Source organism: Paraprevotella xylaniphila YIT 11841 (genome assembly GCF_900683745.1).
Lineage (GTDB): Bacteria > Bacteroidota > Bacteroidia > Bacteroidales > Bacteroidaceae > Paraprevotella > Paraprevotella xylaniphila.
This window is the reverse complement of record NZ_LR215980.1, coordinates 3946261-3971651: the sequence shown is the minus strand read 5'-3', so window position 1 is coordinate 3971651 and position 25391 is coordinate 3946261. Positions and strand designations below refer to the sequence as shown.

23 protein-coding genes are annotated in these 25391 nt (G+C 48.5%); 15 read left to right on the top strand and 8 right to left on the bottom strand.

Going from position 1 to position 25391, the window contains the following annotated elements; all coding sequences use genetic code 11:
* Positions 1-54: 54 nt before the first annotated feature.
* Positions 55-1032, bottom strand: coding sequence for a 6-phosphofructokinase (gene pfkA / locus E0E47_RS16540; RefSeq protein ID WP_008627064.1), 978 nt, complete (start codon positions 1030-1032; stop codon positions 55-57).
* Positions 1033-1198: 166 nt separating this feature from the next.
* On the opposite strand from pfkA, the gene rpsA reads away from it, so the two are divergent.
* The 9 genes from rpsA (at position 1199) to E0E47_RS16490 (ending at position 11136) form a co-directional block, all read left to right on the top strand.
* Positions 1199-2992 (top strand): 30S ribosomal protein S1, encoded by a 1794-nt coding sequence (gene rpsA, locus E0E47_RS16535; RefSeq protein ID WP_008627060.1) that lies wholly within the window; start codon positions 1199-1201, stop codon positions 2990-2992.
* A 103-nt stretch (positions 2993-3095) separates the two neighbouring features.
* A complete protein-coding gene (locus E0E47_RS16530) occupies positions 3096-4010 on the top strand; it encodes a ribonuclease Z (protein ID WP_008627058.1) in 915 nt (304 codons plus the stop codon).
* A gap of 93 nt (positions 4011-4103) precedes the next feature.
* Complete coding sequence (locus E0E47_RS16525; protein WP_232038491.1) at positions 4104-4409, top strand: T9SS type A sorting domain-containing protein; 306 nt, start codon at positions 4104-4106, stop codon at positions 4407-4409.
* An 8-nt stretch (positions 4410-4417) separates the two neighbouring features.
* On the top strand, positions 4418-5944 hold the full coding sequence (locus tag E0E47_RS16520) for a L,D-transpeptidase family protein (RefSeq protein ID WP_008627055.1): 1527 nt from the start codon (positions 4418-4420) through the stop codon (positions 5942-5944).
* Between the two features lie 48 nt (positions 5945-5992).
* Complete coding sequence (locus E0E47_RS16515; RefSeq protein WP_008627053.1) at positions 5993-6538, top strand: RNA polymerase sigma factor; 546 nt, start codon at positions 5993-5995, stop codon at positions 6536-6538.
* A gap of 49 nt (positions 6539-6587) precedes the next feature.
* Positions 6588-6962, top strand: a complete 375-nt coding sequence (locus E0E47_RS16510; RefSeq protein WP_232038490.1) for a hypothetical protein — start codon at positions 6588-6590, stop codon at positions 6960-6962.
* Between the two features lie 19 nt (positions 6963-6981).
* Positions 6982-7443, top strand: a complete 462-nt coding sequence (locus tag E0E47_RS16505; RefSeq protein WP_008627049.1) for a hypothetical protein — start codon at positions 6982-6984, stop codon at positions 7441-7443.
* 143 nt (positions 7444-7586) lie between these two features.
* Positions 7587-9449 (top strand): SLC13 family permease, encoded by a 1863-nt coding sequence (locus tag E0E47_RS16500; RefSeq protein WP_040602815.1) that lies wholly within the window; start codon positions 7587-7589, stop codon positions 9447-9449.
* Between the two features lie 361 nt (positions 9450-9810).
* Complete coding sequence (locus E0E47_RS16490) at positions 9811-11136, top strand: DUF1593 domain-containing protein (protein WP_232038489.1); 1326 nt, start codon at positions 9811-9813, stop codon at positions 11134-11136.
* 11 nt (positions 11137-11147) lie between these two features.
* Here E0E47_RS16490 and mazG read toward each other — a convergent pair whose 3' ends face one another.
* Entirely contained in the window at positions 11148-11945 is a 798-nt protein-coding gene (gene mazG / locus E0E47_RS16485) for a nucleoside triphosphate pyrophosphohydrolase (RefSeq protein ID WP_008627041.1), read from the bottom strand.
* A 194-nt stretch (positions 11946-12139) separates the two neighbouring features.
* Between mazG and E0E47_RS17400 the strand changes: the two genes are divergently transcribed.
* From E0E47_RS17400 to E0E47_RS16465, 4 genes are read left to right on the top strand one after another with little or no spacing between them, the layout of a single operon-like run.
* Complete coding sequence (locus E0E47_RS17400; protein ID WP_008627039.1) at positions 12140-12304, top strand: hypothetical protein; 165 nt, start codon at positions 12140-12142, stop codon at positions 12302-12304.
* On the top strand, positions 12276-13097 hold the full coding sequence (locus E0E47_RS16475; RefSeq protein ID WP_008627037.1) for a threonine/serine exporter family protein: 822 nt from the start codon (positions 12276-12278) through the stop codon (positions 13095-13097). Before E0E47_RS17400 ends, E0E47_RS16475 begins: the two co-directional genes overlap by 29 nt.
* Entirely contained in the window at positions 13088-13591 is a 504-nt protein-coding gene (locus tag E0E47_RS16470; RefSeq protein ID WP_130894217.1) for a threonine/serine exporter family protein, read from the top strand. Before E0E47_RS16475 ends, E0E47_RS16470 begins: the two co-directional genes overlap by 10 nt.
* A gap of 11 nt (positions 13592-13602) precedes the next feature.
* Complete coding sequence (locus E0E47_RS16465; protein ID WP_008627034.1) at positions 13603-14508, top strand: LysR substrate-binding domain-containing protein; 906 nt, start codon at positions 13603-13605, stop codon at positions 14506-14508.
* On the opposite strand, the gene E0E47_RS16460 is transcribed toward E0E47_RS16465, so the two are convergent.
* On the bottom strand, positions 14500-15867 hold the full coding sequence (locus tag E0E47_RS16460) for an MATE family efflux transporter (RefSeq protein ID WP_040602813.1): 1368 nt from the start codon (positions 15865-15867) through the stop codon (positions 14500-14502). The genes E0E47_RS16465 and E0E47_RS16460 overlap by 9 nt on opposite strands.
* Before the next feature lie 154 nt (positions 15868-16021).
* Here E0E47_RS16460 and E0E47_RS16455 point away from each other — a divergent pair, with 154 nt between their 5' ends.
* Together E0E47_RS16455 and E0E47_RS16450 are read left to right on the top strand one after the other, a co-directional pair.
* Positions 16022-17221: an efflux RND transporter periplasmic adaptor subunit gene (locus E0E47_RS16455; protein WP_008627032.1), complete on the top strand. Its 1200-nt coding sequence runs from the start codon at positions 16022-16024 to the stop codon at positions 17219-17221.
* A gap of 11 nt (positions 17222-17232) precedes the next feature.
* Positions 17233-21702 carry a multidrug efflux RND transporter permease subunit gene (locus E0E47_RS16450; RefSeq protein WP_130894216.1) on the top strand — a complete coding sequence of 1490 codons (4470 nt, stop codon included), beginning with the start codon at positions 17233-17235 and terminating at the stop codon, positions 21700-21702.
* A gap of 62 nt (positions 21703-21764) precedes the next feature.
* Here E0E47_RS16450 and E0E47_RS16445 read toward each other — a convergent pair whose 3' ends face one another.
* The 5 genes from E0E47_RS16445 to E0E47_RS16425 form a co-directional block, all read right to left on the bottom strand.
* Positions 21765-22382 (bottom strand): hypothetical protein, encoded by a 618-nt coding sequence (locus tag E0E47_RS16445; RefSeq protein ID WP_130894215.1) that lies wholly within the window; start codon positions 22380-22382, stop codon positions 21765-21767.
* On the bottom strand, positions 22379-23074 hold the full coding sequence (locus E0E47_RS16440) for a hypothetical protein (RefSeq protein ID WP_130894214.1): 696 nt from the start codon (positions 23072-23074) through the stop codon (positions 22379-22381). The genes E0E47_RS16445 and E0E47_RS16440 overlap by 4 nt, the downstream gene beginning before the upstream one ends.
* Before the next feature lie 8 nt (positions 23075-23082).
* Entirely contained in the window at positions 23083-23625 is a 543-nt protein-coding gene (locus E0E47_RS16435) for a hypothetical protein (protein WP_130894213.1), read from the bottom strand.
* Between the two features lie 101 nt (positions 23626-23726).
* Positions 23727-24050 (bottom strand): hypothetical protein, encoded by a 324-nt coding sequence (locus E0E47_RS16430; RefSeq protein ID WP_040602805.1) that lies wholly within the window; start codon positions 24048-24050, stop codon positions 23727-23729.
* Positions 24051-24367: 317 nt separating this feature from the next.
* Positions 24368-25186: an ion transporter gene (locus tag E0E47_RS16425; protein ID WP_130894212.1), complete on the bottom strand. Its 819-nt coding sequence runs from the start codon at positions 25184-25186 to the stop codon at positions 24368-24370.
* Between the last annotated feature and the right edge of the window lie 205 nt (positions 25187-25391).

Below are 25391 nucleotides of genomic sequence, written 5' to 3'. Positions count from 1 at the left end.
CTTGCCGACCTCGCTCCCGTTACACTTTTTTTATAATATGGCTTTGCCCGTTCCTTAAATGGACAAAATCCCCAATACATTTATCAACTCTTTCTTCACCGGCTTGTCGCTCTTGATGGCATTGCAGAACGGTACGTACACCACTTCATCATTCTTGATGCCGATCATCACGTTACGCTGCCCTTCGCGCAAAGCCGTAATGGCGCCTACCCCCAAACGGGAAGCCAAAATACGGTCGTAAGCACTCGGAGAGCCGCCACGCTGCAAATGCCCGAGAATAGACACGCGCACGTCGAATTCGGGATATTCTTTCTTCACCCGGTCGGCATAATACATGGCACCGCACTTGGGGCTTTCGGACACGATAACCATACTGGAACTCTTGCTCTTGCGAATACCCCGGCTGATGAACTGTTCCAACTGGTCGGCATTGGAAGAGTCTTCGGGAATGATGGCAGCTTCCGCCCCGCTAGCTATCGCACTGTTCTGCGCCAGGAAACCGGCATCGCGCCCCATCACTTCGATGAAGAATATACGTTCGTGCGAAGTCGCGGTATCACGAATCTTGTCTACACACTGCACAATGGTATTCAACGTCGTGTCGTAACCGATAGTGGAATCCGTCCCGCTCAGGTCATTGTCGATGGTGCCGGGCAGACCGATACAGGGCACATCGAATTCCTCAGCAAAAATGCGTGCACCTTCAAGCGAACCGTTACCCCCTATGATAATCAAGGCATCAATACCCTGTTCCACCATGTTGTCATAAGCCTTTTTACGCCCCTCCGGCGTAAGGAATTCCTTGCTGCGAGCCGTTTTCAGAATCGTTCCTCCCCTCTGGATGATATTGCTCACATTCTCTGTCGTAAATTCCTGAATTTCGTTGTTAATCAATCCTTCATAACCACGATATATACCTTTTACCTTCAAACCCGCTGCTATCCCGGCACGCGTAACAGCGCGGATAGCGGCATTCATTCCGGGAGCATCTCCTCCGGAAGTCAAAATACCTATACAATTAATCTTTCCCATGTTAGATGATTATAAATGACGCTGCAAAGATACAAACAAAAACAAGAAATACATTCATTTTCTTGCCTTTTTAATTGCATATTTATACCTTTTATTGTAACTTTGCGCCCGATTATATACAACATAATGTCTAACATTATTAATTTTATTATTTTCAATTAATTAAATGGCAGAATTAAAGAACGTAGCACCGTTGGCAGACTTCGACTGGAATGCTTATGAAAGCGGTGACACTCTGGTGAACGAGAGCCGCGAAGCTCAGGAAAAGGCCTACGAAGGCTCTTTAAACAAAGTAAATGACCATGAAGTGGTTGACGGTACGGTTATCGCGATGAACAAGCGTGAAGTGGTGGTGAACATCGGCTTCAAGTCAGACGGCATCATCCCGATGAGCGAATTCCGCTACAATCCCGATTTGAAAGTCGGAGACAAAGTCGAGGTTTACATCGAGAACCAAGAGGACAAGAAAGGACAGCTCATCCTTTCTCACAAGAAGGCACGCGCTACCCGTTCTTGGGATCGTGTGAACGAAGCCCTCGAAAATGAAGAGATCATCAAGGGTTACATCAAATGCCGTACGAAAGGTGGCATGATTGTGGACGTATTCGGCATTGAAGCATTCTTGCCGGGTTCACAAATCGACGTGAAACCCATTCGCGACTACGATGTATTCGTAGGAAAGACTATGGAATTCAAGGTCGTTAAAATCAACCAGGAATTCAAGAATGTCGTTGTTTCGCACAAGGCTCTTATCGAAGCCGAATTGGAACAACAGAAAAAAGAAATCATCAGCAAGCTTGAAAAAGGACAGGTACTTGAGGGTACCGTTAAGAATATCACCTCTTACGGCGTCTTCATCGACTTGGGCGGCGTAGACGGTCTGATCCACATCACCGACCTCTCTTGGGGACGCGTGAGCGATCCGAAAGAAGTGGTACAGCTTGACCAGAAGATCAATGTGGTTATCCTTGACTTCGACGACGAGAAGAAGCGTATCGCATTGGGTCTGAAACAGCTGACTCCGCATCCTTGGGACGCTTTGGATCCGAACTTGAAAGTAGGTGACAAAGTAAAAGGCAAAGTTGTCGTGATGGCCGATTACGGTGCATTCATCGAAATCGCTCCGGGCGTAGAAGGTTTGATCCACGTATCGGAAATGTCTTGGAGCCAACACTTGCGTTCTGCACAGGACTTCATGAAAGTGGGTGACGAAGTAGAAGCTGTCATTCTGACTTTGGATCGTGAAGAACGTAAGATGTCTTTGGGCATCAAACAGCTGAAAGCCGACCCTTGGGAAAACATTGAAGAGAAATACCCCGTAGGTTCCAAACATACGGCCAAAGTACGCAACTTTACGAACTTCGGCGTATTTGTCGAGATAGAAGAAGGCGTAGACGGTTTGATTCATATCTCCGACCTTTCTTGGACAAAGAAAATCAAGCATCCGTCTGAATTTACGCAGATTGGCGCAGAAATCGAGGTTCAGGTATTGGAAATCGACAAAGAAAACCGCCGTTTGAGTTTGGGTCACAAGCAACTTGAAGAGAATCCTTGGGATGTGTTTGAAACCGTATTCACGGTGAACTCTATTCACGAAGGTACTATCGTCGAGATGTTGGACAAAGGCGCTGTAATCCAATTGGAATATGGTGTAGAAGGCTTTGCTACTCCGAAACATTTGGTGAAGGAAGACGGCAGCCAGGCTCAACTGAACGAAAAATTGCAGTTCAAGGTAATTGAGTTTAACAAGGAAAGCAAACGTATCATCTTGTCTCACAGCCGTATCTACGAAGATGCACAGCGCGCTGAAGCTAAAGAAGCCAAAAAAACAACTAACAGCGCCAAGAAAGGTACGAAAAAAGAAGAAACTCCGGTGATTCAAAACCAAGCAGCTGCTACCACCTTGGGTGACATCGACGCATTGGCTGCATTGAAAGCCCAAATGGAAAAAGGCGAATAAGCCACATTCCTAAATAGGAAAAAATACGAAAGAAAGGGTGATGATTATTTCTCATCGCCCTTTTTTATGTATTTTTGTACAATGAAACTCATATCCGGAAGGCATGGAAAAGTTTGAATTGACAATTTTGGGATGCGGGTCTGCACTACCTACCACACGGCACTTCGCCACGTCACAGGTCATCAACATCCGCGAAAAATTATACATGATTGATTGCGGAGAAGGAGCACAACTGCAGTTGAGGCGTTCGCGGCTTAAATTCTCGCGGCTGAACCATATATTCATCTCCCACCTGCACGGCGACCACTGTTTCGGTTTAATAGGCCTCATCTCTACTTTTGGCTTATTAGGGCGTACAGCGCCTCTATACGTACATGCCCCGGCGGCATTCGGCCCCATATTGCAAAGTCTGCTGAGCTTTTTTTGTAAAGGGTTAGATTTCCGTGTTGAGTTCTACCCCGTAGATACCTCGCGCCATACTTTGATTCATGAAGACCGCTCCGTCTACGTTTACTCCATCCCCCTGCGCCACCGTATTGAATGCTGCGGTTTTCTGTTTCAGGAGAAAGCCACTCTGCCACACATCCGGCGAGACATGATCGATTTCTACCGTATCCCGATCTGTGAAATCAATAACATCAAAAACGGAATGGACTGGACTACGGAAGACGGCACACTCGTCCCCAACCACCGGCTTACCGAACCATCGGACCCTCCACGCTCTTTCGCCTATTGCTCGGATACGTGCTATCTACCGGAACTTGCCCAATATATCCAAAAAGCAGATTTATTATTTCATGAAGCCACGTTCTCGCACGATGACCTGGCAAGGGCAAAAGAAACATTCCATACCACGGCCCTACAGGCAGCCACACTCGCACGGGACAGCCAAGTCAAAAAGCTCTGTATCGGTCATTTTTCGGCACGGTACGAAGACGAAAGCCAACTCCTGAAAGAAGCCCAAAGCATATTTGAACCGACAATCCTTGCAAGGGAAAATCTTCTCATAAAAATTTAACGAAGGGAAAAATCGTTTTTCACACAATAAAATTTGTTTCTTCCGTTAGGAATACCTATATTTGTACCATTAGAATAAATGAAGAATAAGACTATGATGAAAAAGACACTTCTTTTAATATTGACGACCTTCCTCCTGAATACCGCAGGAGTTTGTTGGGCGCAAGAAGAGAAGAACGAGCCGGAGACAGAACTTTCGGCCACATCCATAGTCGTGAAAGGCTCTACTTTATCAGTCTATAACGCCAACGGAAGCATATTGGAGATTTTCTCCCTGACAGGTACTAAGGTGGCAACAATAAGAATTGACAGCAACGAAAAAACAGTAGACTTATCTCTGAAGAAAGGCTGTTATATATTAAAGGTTAATAAAGTAGTGCGCAAGATTTCCATCCGCTAATTCATGTAATGGGATTTTCTCGTTTTTTCAATCTCTTCCTCTTCGGTCTGATTATCATTTCATGCCATGAAGAGAAAAGAAATGCAAACATCAACATCCAGTTGGACGATTTTGCAGATTGGAACATACGGGAATATAGTTTGTCCAGTCGGAAAATACGACATGAAATCGACAGCCTGCGGCTACTTCCTCTCAAAATGTATGCAGACGAGCATACCCGTAAATACTATGCCTCCAGTGCTCCTTTCCTTTGGATTACCCGCTCGGGCATAGATGAAAAAGCGGATACGTTACTGACTTACCTCCAAAAGGCTTCTTTGGCCGGTCTACGGGAAAGTAATTTTTATATATCCGAGCTTCAAACGAACCTGCGACGAATCCGTCAACTGGATTTCGACACCGAAAACAACATCAATTCCGTTTTCGGACGTACCGAGTTCCTGCTTACGAAAGCTTATCTCAGATACGTATGCGGACAACGCTTCGGATACGTCCAACCGAACTATATTTTCAACCGGTTAGAACAAACGGACACAACGAAAAAAGCTCCTTTTCGCCGATTGTATGACACCGAGACGGAAAGCGCGAATCAAGAATTCATCCATAAAGCCCTCTCTATACTGAAAGACGGGAACTTTACCGATTTTTTCCGGGACATACAACCCGATAACCCATTATACTACCAACTGACAAACCTTTGCCTGCAAACGCAAAATCCAGAAACACGCCGTAAAGCCATCATCAATATCGAACGGAGCCGTTGGCGAACCCCTCGCGCCGCGCACGACAAGTACGTATGGGTCAACCTGGCTGCCGCGAAGCTTTATGCCGTAGACGAAAAGAAGCCGGAATATCTGGACATGAAAATATGCATCGGCAGCCCCAAAAGTAAAACCCCCATGTTGCAAAGCCGTATCGAAAGGGTAGACATGAATCCATATTGGAACATCCCATACAGCATTGTAAAAAAGGAGATAGCCCCTCGACATGCAGGAAACGAGGCTTATTTCTCACGCAACCGTTATCGTATTTTCAGTAAAGAAACCGGAGAAGAACTACCTCCTGCAGCAGTCACGGCCGACATGCTTACCAGTGGCCGTTACAGGGTACGCCAAGATAACGGAGAAGGTAATTCCTTGGGAAGACTTATATTCAGGTTTCCCAACAATTTCTCCATCTACCTGCACGACACCAACAACAAACAGGCTTTCAAGCGCACAAACAGAGCCATCAGCCACGGATGTATCCGAATAGAAAAACCGCTCGAACTGGCTGTCTTTTTATTAGATACACCAGAAGAAAAAACAGTAAACAGACTTCGGGAAGCTATCGGACTACCTCCGTTGAATTCATCTATTCCCATAGAAAAAAAAGAAGGCGAACCGTTGAAAGTAGGCATACAACGTTTCGATCCTTCCATACCTGTCGTCATAGACTATTACACCCTCTATCCGAAACCCGACGGCGGATGGGAAGAAAGTCCCGACCCATACGGTTATGATGAAATTTTACTCAAAAAGTTAGAAGCTTTTTAAACCATCTTCCCTTCCGGGTGTCCTATCTAAACAACGACTTGTACGAGCATGAATTCTACGGAGGAAACTTCACTCATCCACCGGCTGAACCAACCGGAACATCAACGCCAAGCATTTGAACAATTGGTGAACCTTTACAGCCCTCAGCTGTATCGTCAAATCCGCCGTATGGTATACAGTCATGACGACACCAATGACATTTTGCAAAATACATTTATCAAAGCATGGGTCAATTTAGACACTTTCCGCGGCGATGCCCGTCTGAGTACATGGCTTTACCGTATTGCCACCAATGAAACCCTGAACTTCCTACAACGGAAAAAAGACACGACCGGACTGGACGATGCCCCGTCGGCCATCGTCAGCCAACTGACGGCCGACGAATATTTCGATGGAAACGAAACGGAGCTTCAGTTGCAAAAAGCCATCGCCAGTTTGCCGGACAAGCAACGCGCCGTATTCCATTTAAAGTATTACGAAGAAATGAAATACGAAGAAATGAGCTGCATATTAGACACCAGCGTAGGTGCCTTGAAAGCCTCCTACCACCATGCCGTGAAAAAAATATGCGATTTTTTTAAATCCCAAGATTAAACCTTTTGAATCCGGAAATATCAAATATACAAAGAAAGGAATGCCAATTATGAAAGAAGAAGATTTCATCCGAAAAAAATACGGTTCCGGCAACCCGTTCAAGGTTCCGGAAGAGTATTTCGAGCAGTTTACGTCCGAATTGATGAGCAAATTGCCGGAGAAGGAAATGAAGCCTGTTCTCTCTATGCCCTCCCGCCGACGAACACGCATACGCACGCTATGGTATGCAGTGGCCGCCGCCCTATGCGGTGCCATGTTTCTCGGAACATATTATCTCCGGTCCGTAATTCACCCCCACAGTGAAAGCCCTGTGGCACAATATGGAGAGACCATAGAAACCGAAGACATTTATATGGATGACGTTCTCGATTACGCCATGGTCAGCAACCACGAAATCGCCCTATATTTGACAGATGTGTATTAATTCATAGACATAAAACCAGATGAAAAGAAAAATACTGCCCATGTTCGTCTTGTTTTGGGTACTCGGTCACATACAGTTCATGGCCCAACCGCCCAAAAGACAGTTCTCTCCTCAAGATTTTGTGAAGCGTCTGGAGAGTTTCATCGTACGTGAAGCCTGCCTGACTCCGACCGAAGCCACGGCCTTTTTCCCGATTTTCCACGAACTTCATGACAAACAACGGGGCATCAACTGGCAAATCAGGGAACTTAAAAAAAGAAGCCTCCCTGCCCATGCGACAGACAAAGATTACTATAACCTCATCAAAGAAATCAATAAATTAAAGATTGAGTCGGCCGAACTGGAAGACCTTTACTACAAAAAAATGTGCAAAGCGATTCCGGCCCGGAAAGTACATGAAGCGATGCAGGCCGAAGACCGCTTCCACCGTCGCATGTTACGTAAGTTCAGCAACCGGCCGGACAAGTCCAAGCAAAAGTAAGCACAGCTCGCAAGGCTGTGCTTTTTCGTTTCAAGTCCATATCTAAAGAATACATAAAAAAGCCCCCTCCCCATCCCGATAACAGATTAATCTTCGTAACTTTGAAGAAGATATATGATATAAACCCTAACATGTTTTCATCCATGCTGACCACCCTCTGCATCTTGATTCTTTCCGCCATATTTTTTGTCAGCGGAAAAATACGTTCCGACATCGTGGCATTATGCGCCTTAGTAGCCCTGCTGATATTCCAGATCCTCACTCCGGAAGAAGCCCTGTCGGGATTCTCCAACTCCGTAGTCATTATGATGGTGGGCCTGTTTGTCGTCGGAGGAGCCATCTTCCAGACCGGCCTGGCCAAAATGCTAAGTTCGCGCATTCTCAAACTGGCCGGAAACAGCGAGCTACGCCTGTTCATCCTCATCATGGCTGTCACCTCGGCCATCGGCGCTTTCGTCAGCAACACTGGTACCGTGGCCCTGATGCTCCCGATTGTCGTCAGTTTGGCGGCATCCAATCCCCACATGAACGCTAGCCGGCTACTTATGCCGCTAGCCTTTGCCAGCAGTATGGGCGGCATGATGACCCTAATCGGCACGCCTCCCAACCTCGTCATACAGAACACGCTGACAGACGCGGGCTATCCCAACCTCTCTTTCTTTTCATTTCTTCCCGTAGGACTTATCTGCGTAGTTACAGGTACCATAGTCCTGCTGCCACTCAGCAAAATGTTCTTATCCAAGCGAGGTACAGAAAGCCGCACAGGCAAGCATTCGGGAAAGTCGCTCAAAGAGTTAGTACATGAGTACGGACTCTCCGACAACCTTTTCCGGTTAAGAGTCCCTGCACAGTCCGCGCTGAAAGGCAAAACCATCATAGAACTGGACATACGCCGCAGATACGGGCTGAACATCCTGGAAGTACGGAGAGGAGAGGCATCGCAACACCGTTTCCTGAAAACCATCACGCAAAAATTGGCCGAGCCGGACACCATCCTGCAAGCAGAAGACATCCTATATGTCAAAGGAGATTTCGAACAAGTACACACTTGGGCTGTAGCACACCGGTTGGAAATCCTTGACGGCCGGGCTTCGGAAGACATACGCAGAGACCGTTCGCTGGATTTCTATGACATAGGCATCGCAGAAATCGTCTTAATGCCGGCCTCAAGGATCGTCAACCGCACGATTAAAGAAATAGGCTTCAGAGACAAATTCAATGTTAACGTATTGGGTATCCGCCGTAAGAAAGAATACCTGTTGCAGGATTTGGGAGACCTTCGCATCCACTCCGGCGACGTACTACTCATACAAGGTACATGGAGCGACATCTCGCGGTTGAGCAAAGAGGATGAAGACTGGGTCGTATTGGGAGAACCGCTTGACGAAGCGGCCAAGGTGACCCTGGACTACAAAGCCCCGTTGGCAGCAGCCATCATGATACTGATGGTCGCCATGATGGTATTCGACTTCATCCCCGTAGCCCCCGTCACGGCAGTCATGATAGCCGGTATCCTGATGGTGCTGACCGGATGTTTCCGCAATGTGGAAGCGGCCTATAAAACCATTAATTGGGAAAGCATCGTGCTGATTGCCGCCATGCTTCCCATGTCGTTAGCCTTGGAAAAAACGGGAGGAGCCGAGTTCATATCCAACAGCCTTGTCAACGGACTGGGCAGTTACGGCCCTTTGGCACTCATGGCCGGAATCTATTTCACGACCTCCCTGATGACCATGTTCATCAGCAACACAGCGACGGCCGTATTGTTGGCTCCCATAGCTTTGCAAAGTGCGCAACAGATTGGTGTCAGCCCTGTCCCTTTCCTGTTTGCCGTCACCCTCGGTGCCAGCATGTGTTTCGCGTCTCCGTTTTCCACTCCTCCCAACGCATTGGTCATGCCGGCCGGCCAATACACCTTCATGGATTACGTCAAAGTCGGATTGCCGCTGCAAATCATTATGGGCATCGTCATGATATTCGTACTGCCCTTGCTTTTCCCCTTCTGACTTCACCTTCGAAGTTGCAGATAATCTTAAGCTAAAAGTAGGGTTCAGACACACTCCGAACCGTCTTCAGATATTGGATTTTCATTCTGCGCCAAACGATTTTTCAATCTCCTGCGATTGATTTTTCGTTTGGCGCAGAACGATTTCACGTTGTAAGGCAGATGATTTTTGCCTCTCAAAAAAGCACAAAAAGTTACTTTAAACAAAAAATATGCAACGCAGCCGAAAACAAGATAATCCCATACCGCTTACCTTTGCAACGTACCGAAAGGACAGGAAAAACAATATAAACAAAAAACATCATTTGAATGCCATGTATGTATCTACGTTAAAACTTCAACCCGGAATATGCCTGAAAACGGTGTTCGCATTACTATTGGCCGCCTCCGCCTCTGCATGCCATTGCCGTAACGCACGGACGTGTCCGGACAAGCAAAGACTCATCGTCACCACAGACCTCGGGGGCACGGACCCGGACGATACCCAGTCGATGATTCATCTTCTGGTATGTTCCAATGCGATAGACATCGAAGGGTTGATCAGCTCGCAGGTCTGGTCGGACATGCCGGACAAGGTGGACCGAATTCATGAAGTTGTCGGGCAATTTGAAAAAGTCCTGCCACGCTTGAAAAAACATGCGGAAGGCTATCCTGAACCGGGCTACCTCTGCTCCGTCATCCGGCAAGGCCAAAAGACATCCAATATGGCGGGCGTGGGAGACGGCAAAGCATCTCCCGGCTCCGAACTCATCATCGAAGCCGTGGACAAAAAGGAGGACCTGCGACCGGTATGGATTGCCGCTTGGGGCGGCATGAACACTGTGGCTCAGGCACTTTGGACTGTGACGCACACGCGCTCCCCCGAAGACATCGAAAGGTTCGTACGTAAAATCCGCATCTATGATGTGTTGGGACAGGACGACGCTGGTGCTTGGATTGCCAAGAACTATCCCGGTATCTTATACATCCGTAACAAAGCGGTTTACGGATGGACACCATCGGACACGTGGGTCAGGGAAAACATACAAAGCCACAGCCCGTTCGGGAAATACTATCCCGACAAGGAGTGGGTGTTTGAAGGAGATTCGCCATCTTTCCTTTACGTATATGCCAACGGGCTGAATGTCCCCGAAGAACCTACTTTCGGGGGATGGGGCGGACGCTTTTCCACTTACAAGGCCAAGAACGTGCGAGGTATGGATTTCATCACCCGGAGCGGGAACAACGAAAGCCAATACGATCCGTACTGCATGTACGTCAGCGCAGCCGAAGGAGGCGAGGCTATAAAAAGATGGCAACAGGAAATATGGAACGACTTCGCTGCACGCATGGCATGGACTACCACAAGCGAATATTCCGCCGTCAACCACCATCCTACAGCCATTGTGGACGGGCATGACGACATGAACTGCATATATAAAAAGGTGAAGGCAGGCCGTGATATGGAATTCGACGCTTCCGCATCTTACGACCCCGATGGGAATCCGTTGGATTTCCGTTGGGAAATCTATGCCGAACCCAGTACGTATAAGGGTAAGGTAAACATGGAAAACGGGGATTCCCCGAAATGCCGCATACAGATCCCGGCAGAGGCATCCGGAAAGTCCCTGCACGTCATTCTCTCCCTGACCGACCGGGGCACGCCGGCACTGACGGCATATAAACGGATAGTCGTACAAGTATTATAAGAAACGGGGCGTTACAAGTCGCCCCGTTTCTCCATTTCTTTCGCCTCGTTCCAAAGCGCATCCATTTCTCCCAAGGTCATATCCTTCAAAGATCGTCCTTGGCGGATGGAATGTTGCTCCACATAATTGAACCGCCGGATGAACTTGCGGTTCGTACGCTCTAAGGCGTTGTCAGGATTGATATGATAAAGCCTTCCGGCATTGATGACACTGAAAAGGAAATCGCCGAACTCATCGGTGGATTTCTCCTTGTCCCCCCGAGCCAGTTCTGCCTGCAATTCGCCAAGCTCTTCCCTCACCTTGCCCCATACGTCCTCTTTCTTTTCCCAATCGAAGCCGACATTACGAGCCTTGTCCTGAATGCGGTAAGCCTTGATGAGCGAAGGCAAAGCTTCCGGCACGCCACCCAACACGCTCTGGTTGCCGTCTTTCTCCTTCAATTTGATTTGTTCCCAATTCTGGCTTACCTGGCCTGCCGTGTCTGCCTGCGCTTCGCCGTACACATGCGGATGGCGGAAAATCAGTTTGTCCGTCAACTTGTCACACACGTCTGCTATATCAAAATCCCCCGTCTCACTGGCAATCTTGGCATAGAAACACACGTGCAACAGCACGTCGCCCAGCTCCTTGCAAATGTTTTTCTTGTCGTCTTTCATCAGGGCGTCACACAACTCAAAGGTTTCCTCTATCGTGTTCGGCCGCAAACTCTCGTTCGTCTGTTTCCTGTCCCACGGACACTTTTCGCGCAACGTATCCAACACGTCGAGGAAACGCCCGAAAGCCTCTAATTTTTCTTCTCTGCTATGCATAAATATTCCTGTTTATCCCGCAAAAATACGCTTTTTTCCCGCTTCGCCCAATACCGGCGGGACATTTTTGCCATAATAAACACCGATGGCAGAGACTCGGCAAATGCGATAGCCACTATCGAAACTTTCGCGAACGAAAACTTTCCGGAGAACGACAAACCGCCTACTTTTGCGGTACCAAAAAGAAAAAAGACATGAATAATCAGATGACCATTTGGATTTTAACCGTAGGTTGCTTATTTTTGATTTTTATTTTCAGAAGCATCCAAAAGGTGCGCAAGGAAACGGGAGACAGCAAGATTCTTGAAATAGGAAACGAAAACAATATCTATGACGAATTCGACGACGACGAATCATAAAGAGGCACTCATTGCAGAGACGGATATTCCTGCAACGCCGAAAGATGCATGCATCTTTCTTTCCGACTACGCCGCATGGCTCTTAGGATGCGGTGCCACATGTATCCGTATAGAAAAGAATGTAAAACGGATGGCCGACAGATGGAACATGGTATCGGAAATGACCATCTTGCCCTCTCATATACACATGACAGTGTGGAACGATGACCGCAGCCACTCGTACAGCAATATCGTAAGGCTGCATCATACGGGCATCAGTTTCGACATCAATACCCAACTGAGCAAATTAAGTTGGGCGATAGCCGACCGGAAAATAGGTTTCGCAGAGGCCCAACGGAATTTTGAAGCCATCGTGCAGACCCGACCGGCCAATCCTTGGATGGTGTGGATACTGGCATCCTTGGCCAACATGGCATTTTGCCGTCTGTTCGGAGGAGATTTCATAGCCATGGCCATCGTACTGACAGGGACATTGGCAGGCTACAAACTGAAACAGGTCATGTTGGAAGACAGGCAAGACGTACGTTTCGTTTTCTTCTGCTGCGCGTTCTTCTCTTCCGTAATCGGTGCGGCGGGTTACGTATTCGACCTCAGCGATACACCGGAAATCGCCCTTGGCACCAGTGTCCTGTACCTGATACCGGGCATTCCTTACATTAACTCCGTAAGCGACCTTCTGGACGGCCACTATATCAGTTCATTCAGCCGTTTCATGAATGCCATGGTACTGACCGCTTGTTTGTCGGCCGGCTTGTGCGGCGGTTTATTACTCATGAATATCAAATGGCTTTAACGATGATGACTTATCTCTTCAATATTCTTCAGGACGGATTCTTTGCGGCGATTGCTGCCATCGGCTTTGCCAGTATCAGTAATCCTCCGCGTCAGGCTTACAAGTATTGTGCCCTCATAGCGGCCTTGGGCCACGCCACACGGTATGTCCTCACCCACAACGCTTACGGTGAGATGCACCTCATCAGTGCTAGCTTCATCGCGTCGTTGGTCATCGGCGTACTGACAGTGTTTCTGGCTCCACGTGCCAAATGCCCGGCGGAGACCTTCTCCTTCCCTGCACTGCTACCCATGATTCCGGGAATGTACGCCTACCGTACGATTGAAGCTCTTTTGCTCTGCCTGACCTATCAGGAAGAACATGCTTTCAACCACTATTTCTATCTGTTGTCCTACAACGGTTTGACTTGCACATTTATTATATTGGGAATGGTCGTAGGAGCCACGCTACCCATCTTCCTGTTCAAGAACACTTCATTTAAAGCCACACGCTAATCACCGACAATATGGAATTACGACAACTCAGGTATTTCGTCAAAGCAGCCGAAACACTCAACTTTTCCGAAGCCGCCAAAGGGCTGTACATCACACAAAGTACATTATCCCAGCAAATCCGACAACTGGAAACCGAGTTGGACGTACAACTCTTCCAACGCAACAGCCATGAAGTGACGCTGACCGAAGCCGGAGCGGAACTTTTGCCATACGCCAAAGAAACCCTGTATGCCGCCGACACGTGCAAAGAGCACATACGCGACCTGCAACAACTGCTCACCGGCACGCTAAACATCGGCGTGACCTATTCGTTCAGCCCGATTCTGACGGAAACTGTGTTGGCTTTCATGAAACTGTACCCCGAAGTGAAACTGAACATTTTCTACAAGACCATGACGGAACTGATGCAAATGCTCGTCAAGCGAGAAGTGGATTTCGTATTGGCCTTCAAGCCCACACGCCGTTACGAACAGATCGAATCGCACATCCTCTTCGACAACCACCTGTCGGTCATCGTGCGTTCCGACCATGCTTTGGCCCAAAAACAGAAAGTGACACTCAGCGAACTGGAAAAATATGAATTCGCCCTGCCTAGCAAAGGCTTGCAGGCCCGGAACACATTCGACCAAGTGTTTTCCGAACGCGACTACAAATTCAAAGTCCGTGTGGAACTGAACGAAGTCAATATCCTGCTGAAACTGATTAAGAAAAGCAATCTGGTGACCATACTCTCCGAAGCCACCATACACGACGAAACGGATGTCAAAGCCATCCCGTTGGATGTCAAGGAATATGAGATGGAAGGATGCATCCACACCTTAAAGCACACCTACCGGAAGCACTCGGCCCTCAAATTCATCCAACTGCTCAGTGAATCGAACGCCATCCGCGAAAGGATGCACACTTGGTTAGGATAGCAAGTTAGAACGGGGTCTCAACGTACTGCCGGTCAAGAGCACATGGCGCCGCAAAACCAACCAACCGAACAAGACACAGCCTTTCAGGATACTGGACATACTGATGGCCCACCATACGCCGGCTATCCCCCATCCCCAATGTCCTAAAAGCAAAGCCAGAGGGATGCGCAACATGTTGCCGGTGATACTGACCAAAGCCGGGGGCACCGTACGCCCGGTACCGTAGAAAACACCTTGCGTAGTGATCTCAAGCATCATAAAAATCATGGAATAACTATCTATTTTCAAGAAAAGCCCTCCGGCACGGTAAGCATCCTGCTCCGGTGTAATAAGGGAAAAAATCCATTCGCCGCCTACATAAAACAAGGCCGTGCATCCGATACCTATGGCAGCCGTAATCCCCAACGTCATTTTAAACGCCTTGCGGATACGCTCCTCACATCCGGCCGCATAGTTTTGTGCCACGAAGGTACCCAGTGCAGTGCTGAATCCTTGTGAGGTGTACCAAGCTATGGCTTCCAACTGCCCACCGGCCGTCAAAGTCATTACCCCCAAATATCCTCCCTCTGCCGATGCCGTACGCCCCATGAACAAACTAATCAAAGAGAAAAAGATATTCAACAAAGCCACCGGCAACCCGACTTTGAAGATTAAAGGTACATAAGGCAAACGCAACGGAACCAATATCCGAAAACCTTCGAACAACCGGTGCCTCCTCATCAATACGTAAAAAAACATCAGGCAAACCGTAGCCTGAGAAATCCAAGTAGCCCAAGCTGCCCCCAAAATCCCCATGTCGAGACCTAAAATGAAAAGCGGGTCAAGCAGCATATTGAGTGCCAATCCTATTCCATTTACATAAAAAGGAACCTGCGTATGCCCCGAAGCATTGTAGATCCCGGTGAAAGCAGCAGACGTAAAAATAAAAGGGAAAGCCGTAGATACCACCCGCAAATAGTCCACTGACAATTGCGACACATCACGTTCCATCCCGAATATCCCTATCAACGGAGTAGCACACGTCCAGATTAATGTAGTCCATACTATGGAAATCAACAAAGCCAACGTCAGATTATGCGATGCATAAGCCTGTGCCTTATCCATACGCTGTGCACCTATGCACTGGCCGACATTTACCTCCGAACCAACCTTGTTGATAAGAGCCAGGGAATTACTCGTCCAAGTCAGCACCCCGACTGCCCCAATAGCCGCAACCGATTTGCTACCCAAGCTTCCTACCCAAGCCATATCGGTAAAACTATAGGCCATTTGGACAAATGACGAGCCCATGACGGGAAGAGCCAGTCTCACCAGTTGTCCGCGAATAGAACCGCAGGTCAAATCTTTAACGTATTGCATCATAGGAATAAAAAAGCTGAAAAGCGGTGCAAAGATAGTGATAATCCGGAAGATTAGTCTTTTTTCATATTTATTATTAGGCAAAATGCAATAAAACAAACTACTTTTGCAGCCGAATTATCCTATACCGTTTGAACATCCAACCCATTATGAAATGAAATATCCATTGAACAAGAAAGAATTGAGATTTAAGAAAAAGAAGTTTCTTTATGCTTTTATATGCATCGCATTGGTGGTAGGCGTATACTGGATTCTGACCCGCGAGAAACAACCGGCCCCCGAAATTCCGGTGGTCTCCGTCATGCCCGTGGAGCAGCAAAATGTGGAAATCTTCGGAGAATACGTAGGACGCATACGTGCCCAACAGTTCGTGGAAGTACGTGCCCGTGTGGAAGGTTTCCTGGAGAACATGTTATTTGAAGAAGGCACGTACGTCAGCCGCAACCAGGTTCTTTTTGTCATCGACCAACGACAATACCGTGCCAAAGCCGACAAAGCGCGTGCACAATTAAAAAAAGACGAGGCACAAGCCCGAAAGGCCAAACGCGACTTGGACCGCATCAAGCCCTTGTACGAACAAAATGCAGCCAGCCAGTTGGATTTGGACAATGCCGTGGCAGCATACGAAACGGCTGTGGCTAGCGTGGGAATGAGCCAAGCCGATCTGGACCAAGCGGAACAAGAGCTGGGCTACACCATCGTGCGTTCCCCCATCTCCGGTCACATCAGCGAGCGGCATGTAGACTTGGGTACTTTGGTGGGCAGCGGCGGCAAATCGCTGTTGGCTACTATCGTCAAGAGCGATACGGTACTGGTGGACTTCAGCATGACCGCCCTCGACTACCTCAAGAGCAAGGAACGTAACGTAAATATCGGGCAAAAGGACCAGAACCGCTCTTGGCAGCCTACCGTCACCATCACGTTGCCGGACAACACGACCTATCCTTTCAAGGGATTGGTGGACTTTGCGGAACCCCAAGTAGACCCGCGGACCGGCACCTTCTCCGTACGTGCGGAAATGCCTAATCCGGACCACGTGCTGTTGCCGGGACAGTTCACAAAAGTCAAAGCCCTGCTTGATGTCCGCGAGAAGGCCACGGTGGTCCCGCAAAAGGCACTTATTATCGAAAAAGGCGGGGCTTACGTCTTTGTCATGCGTAAAGACTCCACCGTGGAACGGCGTTTCATCGAATTAGGACCGGAATTCGGGAACCACGTCGTAGTGGAACGCGGCCTGGTTCCGAACGAACAGCTTGTCACCGAAGGTTACCATAAGCTGACCCCCGGCATGAAAGTGCACGTAGCCACGGCTGAGACAAACGAAAAGAAACAGCAAACGAAAACTGCCCAATAATCAAGAAGCCCATGAAAGTGACTTATTTCATTGACCGTCCGGTGTTCTCGATGGTCATATCCCTACTGATTGTCATCGTGGGATTCATAGGTCTGACCTTATTGCCCATTGACCAATATCCTCAAATTACGCCTCCGGTAGTCAAGATCAGCGCATCCTACCCGGGAGCCAGTGCGCTGACGGTATCGCAGGCCGTAGCCACCCCCATCGAACAGGAACTGAACGGAACACCGGGCATGCTGTATATGGAATCCAGTAGTTCCAATTCCGGAGGTTTTTCCGCCACGGTTACGTTCGACATCTCTGCCGACCCCGACTTGGCGGCTGTAGAAATACAGAACCGCGTGAAACTGGCAGAATCACGTCTGCCTGCCGAGGTGATACAAAACGGAATCTCCGTGGAGAAACAGGCTCCTAGCCAACTCATGACCTTATGCCTGACTTCCGACGACCCGAAATTCGATGAAATCTATCTGAGCAACTTTGCCACCATCAATGTGCTCGACGTATTGCGACGCATACCGGGTGTAGGCCGTGTGTCGAACATCGGAAGCCGCTATTACGCCATGCAGATATGGGTTCAACCGGACAAGTTGGCCAACTTCGGCCTGACGGTACAGGACGTGCAGAACGCCTTAAAAGACCAAAACCGCGAATCCGCAGCAGGCGTACTCGGACAGCAACCCATAGAAGGTTTGGACATCACCATCCCTATCTCTACCAAAGGGCGGCTCTCTACCGTCAGCCAATTCGAGGAAATCGTGCTCCGTGCCGATGCAGATGGCTCGCTCATCCGGCTGCGCGACGTGGCACGCATCTCGCTCGAAGCCCAGTCTTACAACACGGAAAGCGGTATCAACGGAGGGAATGCAGCCGTACTCGGCATTTACATGCTACCGGGAGCAAATGCCATGGAAGTGGCAGAGAACGTGAAAAAGGCCATGGACGAAATCAGCAAGAACTTTCCGGAAGGACTGGAATATGAGATTCCGTTCGACATGACGACTTACATTTCGGAATCCATCCACGAAGTGTACAAGACGCTCTTCGAAGCATTGGTATTGGTGATTTTCGTAGTTTTCCTTTCCCTGCAAAGTTGGCGTGCCACGCTGATACCCGTCGTGGCCGTACCGATTTCCCTTATCGGAACTTTCGGCTTCATGCTGATATTCGGATTCTCGCTTAACATGTTGACTTTGTTGGGACTGATTTTGGCCATCGGTATTGTGGTGGACGACGCTATCGTCGTGGTAGAGAACGTGGAACGCATCATGGAAGAAGAACATCTCGGCGCATACGAAGCCACAAAGAAAGCCATGACAGGACTGGCCGGTGCCCTGATAGCCACATCATTGGTATTGGCAGCCGTGTTCGTGCCAGTAAGCTTCCTGCCGGGCATCACGGGACAACTCTACCGCCAGTTCACCGTAACGATTGTGGTATCGGTACTGATTTCCACCGTAGTGGCCCTGACGCTAAGTCCGGTCATGTGCTCGCTCATCCTGAAACCGGCCGACCCGAACAAACCTAAAAACATCGTTTTCCGCAAAATCAACGAATGGTTGTCCGTCGGAAACCACAAATACATCCAAGGAATCCAAAAAGTCTTGATACATCCTAAACGAATCATTCTGAGTTTTTGCCTGGTCATCGGGCTGACTTTCGTCCTTCACCGTATGGTGCCGACCAGTTTCCTCCCGGTAGAAGACCAAGGATATTTCAAGGTGGAACTGGAGCTTCCGGAAGGAGCCACACTCGAACGTACACGGAACGTGACCGAACGTGCCATCCGTTACCTGATGGAGAACCCGGCTGTGGAATACGTACAAAACGTAACCGGAAGCAGCCCCCACGTAGGTACGAGCCAAGCGCGTAGCGAACTGACCGTCATCCTGAAACCATGGGAGGAACGGGACAAGACCACGATTGATGAAGTCATGGCCGAGGTCAAAACGCATTTTAAGGAATACCCCGAATGCAAAGTCTACCTGTCCACCCCTCCGGTCATTCCCGGGTTGGGTTCATCGGGCGGCTTTGAGATGCAACTGGAGGCGCGTGGCGATGCCACATTCGAGAACCTCGTACAGGCCACCGACACCTTATTATATTATGCGGCACAACGCAAGGAACTGTCGGGACTTTCATCTTCCCTCCAGGCCGAGATTCCGCAGCTTTATTTCGATGTGGACCGCGACAAGGTGAAACTGTCCGGCGTACCAATGGCCGACGTTTTCTCCACGATGAAAGCCTATACCGGGTCGGTCTACGTCAACGACTTCAACATGTTCAACCGTATCTACCGCGTGTACATACAGGCTGAAGCCGACTACCGTGAGCATCCCGAAAACATCAATTTGTTTTTCGTACGCGGAAGCAACAACGCCATGATACCACTGACCTCCTTAGGTACGACTTCCTATACGACGGGGCCGGGCAGCATCAAACGTTTCAACATGTTCAACAGTGCCATTATCCGAGGAGACGCCGCCGACGGTTACAGTTCAGGACAAGCCATGGAAGTCATCGAACAGGTAGCCCGCGAGCATCTGCCCGACAACATCGGCGTGGAATGGAGCGGACTGTCCTATCAGGAAAAACAAGCGGGCGGGCAGACCGGCCTCGTGCTGATGCTCGTGTTCATCTTCGTTTTCCTGTTCCTTGCAGCCTTGTATGAGAGTTGGATGGTACCCATCGCCGTACTGCTGTCCCTGCCGGTAGCCGCCCTCGGTGCATACCTTGGCATCACGCTTTGTGGGTTGGAAAACGACATTTATTTCCAAATCGGACTGGTGATGTTGGTCGGACTGGCCGCAAAAAACGCCATCCTGATTGTCGAATTTGCCAAAGACGAAGTAGATCGTGGCGGAGACTTGGTAGCCTCGACCCTCCATGCGGCACGCCTGCGTTTCCGTCCCATCCTCATGACTTCACTGGCCTTCATTTTGGGCATGTTGCCCATGGTAGTGGCCAGCGGTCCCGGCTCGGCTAGCCGCCAAGCCATCGGCACGGGCGTATTCTTCGGTATGATAGTGGCCGTATCGGTCGGCATCCTGTTGGTACCGTTCTTCTTTGTGCTGATATACAAAGCCAAAGGCAAATTCAACCGCAAACGCCTTTCCGGTGCCGGACTCATCTTATTGGCAGCCGGCACGGGACTGTCATCCTGCCAAATCGGCAAATCCTATACCCGTCCGGATATGCCCTTGCCCGCCCGGCTCGACACGCTTACGCAAGACACGGCATCCATAGGCGACCTCTCGTGGTGGGAACTTTATAACGACACTACTCTTCAACAGCTGATTCACCGGGCACTCACGTACAATAAAGACCTGAAAATAGCATCGGCACGAATGAATGAATTGGCAGCCCTGAAACGTGTCGACTTTGCGAACATGTTTCCACAAGCCACCGCTCGCCTGAACGGCAATCGTGAAACGACAAACTACGGCGGTGACAAATTCGATGCCGACTCGGAACTCAGCCTTACCGCTTCCATTTCTTGGGAACTTGACTTGTGGGGCAACCTCCGTTGGGCACGCGACCGCAGCACGGCGGAATTTCTGGCTTCGGTGGAAAACTGCCGGGCCGTAAAAATGGGGTTGGTGGCACAGGTGGCACAGTCTTACTTCGAACTGATGGCGTTGGACAACGAACTGGCCATCGTGCGCCGTACATTGGAAGCTCGGCGAGAAGGCGTACGGTTGGCAGAAATCCGTTTCAAGGGTGGGCTGACCTCCGAAATCGTATTCCAACAAGCTAAAGTGGAATTGGCCAAGACGGCCACCATGGTACCAGACCTGGAACGCAGGATTTCCCTGAAAGAAAGCGAAATCGCACTCTTGACTGGTGATTTCCCCTACGCCGTAAACCGCAACATCCTACCCGAAGAAATACAGTTGCCCGACGCTCTTCCTTTGGGGTTGCCCTCCACGCTTCTGGAACGACGCCCCGACATACGGAAAGCCGAACGGGAGCTGATGGCAGCCCATGCCGAAGTTGGATTGGCTTACACCAACATGTTCCCCCGCCTGGCACTGACCGCCACATTAGGTACGGAAAGCGAAACGCTTCGGGATTTCCTGAAATCGCCCTACTCCTACCTTGCAGGCAACTTACTGAGCCCCCTCTTTGCCATGGGCAAAAACCGTGCAGCCCTGAAAGCGAAACGGGCCGCTTACGAAGGTGCCGTGGCCGAATATGAGCAAACAGTGCTCACAGCCTTCAAGGAGACACATGACGCCATCATCAACTTCAACAAAATAAAAGACATCTACGAGTCGCGCCGCCAACTGGCCGAAGCTTCGCGCACGGCAGTGGAGTTGGCACAACTGCAATACATCAACGGGGTCATCGGTTACCTGGACCTTCTGGACGCCCAACGTAACTACTTCGACGCCCAAGTGTCGTTGAGCAACGCCGTGTGCAACAAACAGCTGATGATTATCAACCTCTATAAAGCCCTCGGCGGAGGTTGGAAGTAATTTATTTATTCCCCCACTTTCTTGCAATTAACACAGAAAGTGGGGGAATGTATATTTCATCACTATTTTTCTTTGACCTGTCCCTTGTAATACATCACCCTTGGCTTAGTTCCCATATATACATATTTGATAAAAGAATAGACAGAATCCCTTCCGGCTTCTATATCCTCCACCATTTCCTGTTCCCATTTCGGCTCAAAGAATCTCCGCCCGATATCCCGCGAGCCAGCAAAGAGCCCCTCCACATTGCCATCTTGATTCCTGATGCTAATCGTAGCCAACTGGTCGAGCAGTCCATAATCTTCACGGGCGGCATCAAAAAAATACTGCAAATAATAAGTCTCACCTTTCCTGACAATCCGAGGATAGGCATAGTCGCGATAATAATCAGGAGCAAGCTGCAAAATGACCAGACTTCCCTTGGCTTTTAGGTATGCCGCCCGTTCATCCCTCGGCCAATGAGAAAGCCACCCGCCATTTTTCTCCAAAAGCTTCTGGCAAACCTTCTTTGCCCTTTTAATCAGCCTGTCATGCTCACGCAACGTCAACGGGTAGGGATTCACCGCACTCACATAGCCATAAACCATCACTGAATCTACCTTTTCTCCTTGTGCCGGGGCTGCCAGCACACCACCGCACGCGAGCATCCCGGCCATCCATATTTTCATTATCGTCTTCATCGCTTCCACCTCTTTTCTATAATTTTCGGTATTACTTCATGCCTCATCACGATATTCCCCTTGTAATTCCTGTTGGGAATGATATAAGGGAATGGAATCCATGTCTTTGCCAACCCGTCTTCCCACTCCGGAGGGTAAAGCCTTATCCCAATATAATAGGGTACCTCAAAAGAATAAGCCTGCGCATCCTCATCACACACCTTCACCTCTACCATACCATGACGCCGGGCATCTTTTTCATACGCCCGGTCTTCAATTCTTGGATCAAACCAAAACAAGGCACTGTACACCTTGATGGCACGCTCTCGTTCATACACTCTCATTTCCGTTACGGACATCTCCCTAATATTCATGTTGTCCGAATAATAATCCGGCAACAACTGCAATATGACTTTCTTGGCCTTGGCTTCCAGGTATGCCCAACGTTCTTTAAAATTCCACTCTCCCAAGCGACGGTATTCGTTTTCCTTGAGCAGACTGTCGCAAACCGACCTGTATTTCTCCACCCGCTCCAAACGTTCGGTTTCCGTCATAGGGAATGGGGGCGGAACCACCATCAGGTAGTTTCCCAACGTCACAGTCCTGCGTCCCTCCACATGGTAGGTATACTCCCGGTAACGCTCCTGCGCCCCACCACACAAGCAGGCACTTGCAAGCCCTATGGCACATATCACTTTAACTCCGTTTCTCATAATCCCATTCAATAAGTGTCCAAATCCGCCCAACTTTTCGGAGTCGGACGACGTTCTTCACGATTCTCGTAATAAAGTTTAGCAGCCTGATGCAAATCATGGCCACCATATATCTCCCCCTCAAAGTCTGCACTATAATCATAAAGATAAAAGGCGATACCGTGCGCACCCACGGCTTGTATATCCCCACCGGAAAACCCCACTCCCCGATGCGCCTCCGGTGGACAATAAGTCAACGGGGTATGTGTATGGAAAAAACCGATAGGATACCAAGCCTCATCCAAAGGATCCAATGGAGAAATGATTTCAGGAGCAGTAAAATCCGTATGGGCGGTTTCGTCACAATTCATAATCCATGGCCCATCTTTGATTTCATCTCTCTGCACCGAGACCTCACCATTTTTTGCCACTGCATATATCCAAAAAGACTTTTCCCTCCTTCCCATTTCACTGGCATCTTCCAAAGTTTCATTCCAAGCCTCATACATGTCATCTGATAGTGCTGCTTCAATTTCTAATGGATCCGGAAACCACACCTCTACGTTTTCCACCTTTGAGACTCTAATGGTATCCTTTTTCTCATTTTGGACGACTAACTTAAACTTCCATTCCCCAAGAATGGACAAGAAAATACGGGGTACCACCTTCTGACTCACCTCTCCATCGGCATATATGATACCTTATAATGGATAGACGGATCATCGATTATTTTATAATTCGGTTCTGCCCCGATATTCCCTATCACGTAATACCGCCATCCGTCATATTCCCCTTCCGGAAACGTCAACACATTCTCTTTCCTTACGCCCATATAGTCGTTTGTACCATCTAAATTGAGTGACAATCTCGAATCCATCGCAAAAACGACTCCATTCTTTTTTAATATCCTGACGCCATATTCGTCAAACGACTCCTCTTCCGTACAAGAAACGATGACTATCAACAACATGAACACATAAATTATTTTTTCTTTCATAAACCTTATTTTTAAGATGGCTAAAAATAGAAACAAATATGAGAAACGGATGCTAATAATCATTCAGCCCATCACTCATTTAATATATTTAACGAAAGTTAGACAAGTTGTGATGATATAACACATATCGGATACAGCACTTTTTTAATAATCAACCCAAATAACGGTTTAAACAGCAAATCAAGCCAGAACAGAAATTCAAAAAGAGACAACAATGCTCAAAAGAAATCCCTCAAAAATGCGCGCCAAACGATTTTCCGCTTTCAAGAGGACAAAAAGACGGGCAACGTAGAGGATGAAAATCCCTTTTCCGGAAATCAGTTTTTGTGTTCTTCTTCCTCCTTCCGTTTCTTTTCTTGAATCAAACTCATGAAAGCCGAAGATATAAGACCAGTGGGAATGGCTATCATCGCAATGCCTACCATACAAATCACACCGCTCAGCAACCGTCCCAATGCCGTAACCGGATAGACATCCCCATAACCCACGGTGGTGAACGTCACCACAGCCCACCAAAAACCGTCGCCGATATTGGCAAAGGCTTCGGGTTGTGCCTCGTGTTCGATATAGTACATCAGGATGCCCGAAAACCCTAAGAGGATGCCACAAGCCGTACAAGCCGTTATCAATTCATCCTTCACCATCTGCAACACACGTCCGATAAGTTGGAACGAGCGGGAATAGCGTATCAACTTAAAAATCATTAAGATGTAGGCCAGTACCGCCAAATGTACAAAGATGGTCTCCCGATACAGGTAAATGATGAGAAAAGGGATGACAGCCACAAAATCTATCAAACCATAAAACGAAAACAAATACCTGAAACGGGAACGCCAAGCACGATACTGACGATATTGGACAGGAGCTGCTATGATGCGCAACACATATTCGACCGTAAAGACGAAGGAGGCCAAATAACAAAAGCTGTATAATTGCAGGCGATAAGGTGCAGAGGACTCGAAAGAACTGCAAATCACGGAGAAAATCGCCCCGACAATGAAAAACAAGACCGTATAGCGGAACCACCTTGTCGTTAAATATCGGTGTACGGCAAGATACAACTTTTCATGATGAATCACGAACCTCTTCCTGCCCCGAGCCGGAATCGTAGGATGCGCCCTGTGTTTTATTTCCATTTTATCACTAATTAAACATCCAAAGGTAACATTTTATTCTTGAACCTCCATCTCCTTATTAGTTTTTATAAAGAAGAATCGCGTTGATATGTAATATATATTAAAATCATGTTTTTTATACCTATTTTCTTGTCTATCCTAAAACATTTCATTATAATTGTCAAATTCAGGAGATAAAGATGTAGTTGGCATTCAGCCCTACAAG